This window comes from Pseudomonas sp. AC083, from assembly GCF_979253165.1.
Window position 1 is genome coordinate 97,583 of record NZ_CEEDDH010000008.1, and the last position, 6,240, is coordinate 103,822.

General features: G+C 60.0%; 4 protein-coding genes, 1 tRNA gene and 1 riboswitch. All 5 genes read left to right on the forward strand.

The window, feature by feature from the left end; genetic code table 11:
- Nucleotides 1-74: 74 nt before the first annotated feature.
- Nucleotides 75-246: riboswitch (FMN riboswitch) on the reverse strand.
- 258 nt (nt 247-504) lie between these two features.
- The 5 genes from ltaE to AC0IXA_RS14095 all read left to right on the forward strand — a co-directional run bounded on the left by ltaE (nt 505) and on the right by AC0IXA_RS14095 (nt 6,132).
- Entirely contained in the window at nt 505-1,509 is a 1,005-nt protein-coding gene (gene ltaE, locus AC0IXA_RS14075; protein ID WP_206421708.1) for a low-specificity L-threonine aldolase, read from the forward strand.
- 146 nt (nt 1,510-1,655) lie between these two features.
- Nucleotides 1,656-4,271: an alanine--tRNA ligase gene (gene alaS, locus AC0IXA_RS14080; RefSeq protein ID WP_122612069.1), complete on the forward strand. Its 2,616-nt coding sequence runs from the start codon at nt 1,656-1,658 to the stop codon at nt 4,269-4,271.
- A gap of 90 nt (nt 4,272-4,361) precedes the next feature.
- Nucleotides 4,362-5,603 (forward strand): aspartate kinase, encoded by a 1,242-nt coding sequence (locus tag AC0IXA_RS14085; protein WP_016773595.1) that lies wholly within the window; start codon nt 4,362-4,364, stop codon nt 5,601-5,603.
- Nucleotides 5,604-5,790: 187 nt separating this feature from the next.
- Nucleotides 5,791-5,979 carry a carbon storage regulator CsrA gene (gene csrA, locus AC0IXA_RS14090; RefSeq protein WP_002554426.1) on the forward strand — a complete coding sequence of 63 codons (189 nt, stop codon included), beginning with the start codon at nt 5,791-5,793 and terminating at the stop codon, nt 5,977-5,979.
- A 62-nt stretch (nt 5,980-6,041) separates the two neighbouring features.
- Nucleotides 6,042-6,132, forward strand: a tRNA-Ser gene (locus tag AC0IXA_RS14095).
- Nucleotides 6,133-6,240: the final 108 nt, after the last annotated feature.

Genomic DNA, 6,240 nt, shown 5'->3' on the forward strand with positions numbered 1-6,240 from the left:
GGCGTTATGAATCGAAAGGGATGCAAGGGTGCGAACGCAGGCACGGATGCACGCGGACGGCCCTTTGGCGTCGATCCCGTTCTCTCTTCATCCGGACTATGACCGTCGGCCCCGGGATCACACCGGGTCTGCTGACCTTGCCGACGCACCCGACTCAAGTCGTGTGCAGCGCCAAGCGCTCGCGGGCTATGCGCGTTGCGCGCAATTACCGCCGGTGGGGAATTGCACCCCGCCCTGAGAACGTTTGTGCCGCCCGAAGGAGGGCGGCGCAGGATTTTTAACACATAACCCCTGTGGGAGCGAGCCTGCTCGCGAAAGCGGCTTCACATTCAACGTATATGCTGACTGTTACTCCGCTTTCGCGAGCAGACTCTCTCCCACATGGATTGTGCTTTTTCCTGAGGGCGGTGATTTTTCCTCGATCAAGGGTTGATTAATCTGCGCGATGACCGCAGTAATTCCACCTCACAAAGGGATTTCCCCATCTGACCAGAGGCCAGGTTCATGAGCGTTATCGATCTTCGCAGCGACACCGTCACCCAACCGACTCCAGCCATGCTCGATGCGATGACCGCAGCGGACACCGGAGACGACGTGTACGGCGAAGATCCGACGGTCAATCACCTCGAGGCCGAACTGGCCAAGCGCCTGGGCTTTGCCGCCGCGCTATTCGTGCCGACCGGGACCATGAGCAACCTGCTCGGCCTGATGGCGCACTGCGAGCGTGGCGACGAATACATTGTCGGTCAGCAGGCGCACACCTATAAGTACGAAGGTGGCGGGGCGGCGGTGCTCGGTTCGATTCAGCCGCAGCCGCTGGAGGTGCAGGCCGACGGTTCACTGGATCTGGATCAGGTCGCCGCCGCGATCAAACCGGACGATTTCCATTTCGCCCGCACGCGTTTGCTGGCGCTGGAAAACACCATGCAGGGCAAAGTGCTGCCGCTGGAATATCTGGCGCGCGCGCGACGCTTTACTCAGGAACACGGCCTGCAATTGCACCTGGACGGGGCGCGTTTGTACAACGCGGCGGTCAAGCTCGGCGTCGATGCCCGGGAGATCACCCAGCATTTCGATTCGGTGTCGGTGTGCCTGTCCAAAGGCCTCGGCGCGCCGGTCGGCTCGGTGCTGTGCGGCTCCGAGCAACTGATCGGCAAGGCGCGGCGTTTGCGCAAAATGGTCGGTGGTGGCATGCGTCAGGCCGGGTTGCTCGCGGCGGCTGGCTTGTACGCGCTGGATCATCACGTCGAACGGCTGGCGGATGACCATGCCAACGCGCAGTTGCTCGCCGAGGGTCTGCGTGAGGCCGGTTTCGTCGTCGAGCCCGTGCAAACCAACATGGTCTATGTGCAAATGGGCGACAAGGCCGCAGCACTCAAGGACTTTGCCGGCGAACGCGGGATCAGGCTCAGCGCCGCTGCGCGCTTGCGCATGGTCACGCACATGGACGTCAGTCGCGCACAAATCGAACAAGTGATCGCGACATTCGTCGAGTTTTCACGCAAGTGACAGCGTCAGCCGTCCAATTGACCGTTTCTATCGTATAAACACGCTGTACCCCGCGCGCAGGGCCGATATAATGCGGCCCTTTGCCGTCGCTTCGTCTCACGACGTTTCGAACAGGCCTTTGGCCGCAGCCTCCGTGGAAGAACCTAATGAAAAGCGCAGAAATCCGTGAAGCCTTCCTTCGCTTCTTCGAAGAGCAAGGCCACACCCGTGTAGCCTCCAGCTCTTTGATTCCGGGCAACGACCCAACCCTGCTGTTCACCAACGCGGGGATGAACCAGTTCAAGGACTGCTTCCTGGGCCAGGAAAAACGTGCGTACACCCGTGCCACCAGCAGTCAGAAATGCGTGCGCGCCGGCGGCAAGAACAGTGACCTGGAAAACGTCGGTTATACCGCACGTCACCACACGTTCTTCGAGATGCTCGGCAACTTCAGCTTCGGCGACTACTTCAAGCACGACGCGATCACCTTTGCCTGGACCTTCCTGACTGGCGTGCTCAAGCTGCCGAAGGAAAAGCTCTGGGTCACTGTCTACGCCACCGACGACGAAGCGTATGACATCTGGACACAGAAAATCGGCGTGCCGGCCGAGCGCATGATCCGCATCGGCGACAACAAGGGCGCGCCGTACGCTTCCGACAACTTCTGGACCATGGGTGATACCGGCCCGTGCGGTCCGTGCACCGAGATTTTCTACGACCACGGCGAGCACATCTGGGGCGGCCCGCCGGGCTCGCCGGAAGAAGATGGCGACCGCTACATCGAAATCTGGAACAACGTGTTCATGCAGTTCAACCGCACCGCCGATGGCGTGTTGCATCCGTTGCCAGCGCCGTCGGTGGACACCGGCATGGGCCTGGAGCGGATCAGTGCGGTGATGCAGCACGTCAACTCCAACTACGACATCGACCTGTTCAAGAACCTGCTCAAGGCTTCGGCTGAAGCGATCGGCTGCGAAAACGGCGATCAGTCGTCGCTCAAAGTCGTCTCCGACCACATCCGTTCCTGCGGTTTCCTGATTGCCGATGGCGTGTTGCCGTCCAACGAAGGTCGCGGTTACGTACTGCGCCGGATCATCCGTCGCGCCTGCCGTCACGGCAACAAGCTCGGCGCCACCGGCAGCTTCTTCTACAAGATCGTCGCGGCGCTGGTTGCCGAGATGGGCGAAGCCTTTCCGGAACTGCAGAAGCAGCAAAGCAACATCGAGCGCGTGCTCAAGGCTGAAGAAGAGCAGTTCTCCAAGACCCTGGAGCACGGCCTGAAAATCCTCGAGCAGGATCTGGCCGAGCTCAAAGGCACCGTGGTGCCAGGCGACGTGGTGTTCAAACTCTACGACACCTACGGTTTCCCGATGGACCTGACCGCCGACATCGCCCGCGAGCGCGGCCTGACCGTCGACGAAGCCGGCTTCGAGCGCGAAATGGAAGCCCAGCGTGTTCGCGCGCGTTCGGCCAGCTCGTTCGGTCTGGACTACAACACCCTGGTCAAGGTCGACGTGGCCACCGAGTTCACCGGTTACGCCGCCACCAGCGGCTCGGCGAAAATCGTTGCCATCTATAAGGATGGTCAGTCGGTCGACGTGCTGAGCGAAGGTCAGGAAGGCGTGATCGTCCTCAACCAGACGCCGTTCTACGCCGAATCCGGTGGCCAGATCGGCGACTGCGGTTTCATTCAGGCCGGCAGCAGCCGCTTCGACGTGCGCGATACCACCAAGACCGGCGGCGCATTCCTGCACCACGGTGTGCTGGCCTCGGGCAGCCTGACCATCGGCGCGCCGGTGGAAACCCACGTCGATGCCGAAGTGCGTCACGCCACCGCACTGAACCACTCGGCGACGCACTTGCTGCACGCCGCGCTGCGTCAGGTGCTCGGTGAGCATGTGCAGCAGAAAGGTTCGTTGGTCGACAGTCAGCGCCTGCGTTTCGACTTCAGCCACTTCGAAGCGATCAAGCCAGAACAGATCAAGCAGCTGGAAGACATCGTCAACGCCGAGATTCGCAAGAACTCCGCCGTTGAAACCGAAGAAACCGACATCGAAACCGCGAAGAACAAAGGCGCTATGGCGCTGTTCGGCGAGAAGTACGGCGACAGCGTGCGCGTGCTGAGCATGGGCGACTTCTCGGTCGAACTGTGCGGCGGTATCCACGCCAACCGTACCGGCGACATCGGCCTGCTGAAAATCATCAGCGAAGGCGGTGTGGCATCGGGCGTGCGTCGTATCGAGGCAGTCACCGGTGCTGCGGCGCTGGCCTACTTGAACGCTGCAGAAGAACAACTCAAGGAAGCGGCCAGCCTGGTCAAGGGCAGCCGCGACAATCTGATCGACAAGCTCTCGGCGGTACTGGAGCGCAACCGTCTGCTGGAGAAACAACTCGAGCAGTTGCAGGCCAAGGCAGCCAGCGCTGCGGGCGACGATCTGTCGGCCTCGGCGGTGGACGTCAAGGATGTGAAGGTGCTGGCCGCCCGTCTGGACGGTCAGGATGGCAAAGCGCTGCTGGCGCTGGTCGATCAGCTGAAAAACAAACTCGGCCGCGCAGTGATCCTGCTCGGCGGTGTCCATGAGGAAAAGGTCGTACTGGTTGCAGGCGTAACCAAGGACCTGACTGGCCAACTCAAAGCCGGTGATTTGATGAAACAGGCTGCTGCGGCAGTGGGCGGGAAGGGTGGTGGTCGTCCGGACATGGCGCAGGGCGGCGGTGTCGATGCCGCTGCGCTGGATGGCGCGCTGGCGCTGACCGTTCCATTCGTCGAGCAGGCTTTATAAGACGGCTCGCCGGCCCCGCAGTCTAGTGGCGGGCCCGGCGACTGTTCGAAAGATTATTGGGCGCCCTTCATGGGCAGAGGCGGCTTTGAAATGGCTTTGATCGTACAGAAATTTGGAGGCACCTCGGTCGGCACTGTCGAGAGAATCGAGCAGGTCGCCGACAAGGTTAAGAAATTCCGCGATGCCGGCGATGACCTGGTGGTTGTGCTGTCTGCAATGAGCGGCGAAACCAACCGTCTGATCGATCTGGCCAAGCAAATCAGTGGCGAGGCGCAACCGGTTCCGCGCGAGCTGGACGTGATCGTATCCACCGGTGAGCAGGTGACGATTGCCCTGTTGGCCATGGCGCTGATCAAGCGCGGTGTGCCGGCGGTGTCGTACACCGGCAATCAGGTACGGATCCTGACTGACAGTGCGCACAATAAAGCGCGTATCTTGCAGATTGATGACCAGAAGATTCGCGGTGATCTGAAGGCTGGTCGCGTGGTGGTTGTCGCCGGTTTCCAGGGCGTCGACGAGCACGGCAACATCACCACCCTCGGGCGTGGCGGTTCCGATACCACCGGCGTGGCACTGGCGGCGGCCTTGAAGGCGGATGAATGCCAGATCTACACCGACGTCGACGGTGTCTACACCACCGACCCGCGTGTGGTGCCGGTCGCTCAGCGTCTGGACAAGATCACCTTCGAAGAGATGCTGGAAATGGCCAGTCTCGGCTCCAAGGTGCTGCAGATCCGTGCGGTGGAATTCGCCGGCAAGTACAACGTTCCGCTGCGCGTACTGCACAGCTTCAAGGAGGGTCCGGGCACCCTCATTACTATTGATGAAGAGGAAACCATGGAACAGCCGATCATTTCCGGCATCGCTTTCAACCGCGATGAAGCCAAGCTGACCATCCGTGGCGTGCCAGACACCCCGGGCGTGGCGTTCAAGATTCTCGGCCCGATCAGTGCCGCGAACATCGAAGTCGACATGATCGTGCAGAACGTCGCGCACGATAACACCACCGACTTCACCTTCACCGTGCACCGCAACGACTACCAGGCCGCACAGACCGTGCTGGAAAACACCGCTCGCGAGATCGGTGCCCGTGAGGTCGTTGGCGACACCAAGATTGCCAAGGTCTCGATCGTCGGCGTCGGCATGCGTTCCCACGCAGGCGTGGCCAGCCGCATGTTCGAATCCCTGGCGAAAGAAAGCATCAACATCCAGATGATCTCGACTTCGGAAATCAAGGTGTCCGTAGTGATCGAAGAGAAATACCTGGAACTGGCTGTGCGCGCGCTGCACACGGCTTTCGAACTGGATGCTCCGGCCCGTCAGGGCGAGTAATCCGCTTCTGTGAAGGGCGCGGTCTGACCGCGCCCTTTATTTTTGAATGGCGCGAGCCCCGGAACTGTTCTTTTGCTCGCGCTGGTCAATACTCAGGCATGTAGGGCTACGATCGCTGCGGTTGTAGGTCGGGTGCCTTTTTTTTGCAGACTGTTGTCCCTGAAATGAATGGCGTAAGGAGAAAGGTATGCTGATTCTGACTCGTCGGTGCGCGGAAAGCCTGATTATCGGTGACGGCGAAATCACCGTGACCGTGCTCGGCGTCAAAGGAAACCAGGTGCGTATCGGCGTCAACGCTCCGAAAGAGGTTGCGGTGCACCGTGAGGAAATTTACCTGCGTATAAAGAAAGAGAAGGACGAAGAACCAAGCCATTAATTTTTATCGATTTTTATGTTTGCAAACGGGGAAGAAGCTGGTTAATATACGCCCCGTGTTGCGGAGAGCTGGCCGAGTGGCCGAAGGCGCTCCCCTGCTAAGGGAGTACACCTCAAAAGGGTGTCGGGGGTTCGAATCCCCCGTTCTCCGCCATTATTTGCTTAGTACGTCGTAATCTAGCTTCTTCTGTAAGTTGTTGAAATTACTAGAAAAAGTGGTTGACATAGAGATTAGACGGCCTATAATGCGCGGCAACAAATG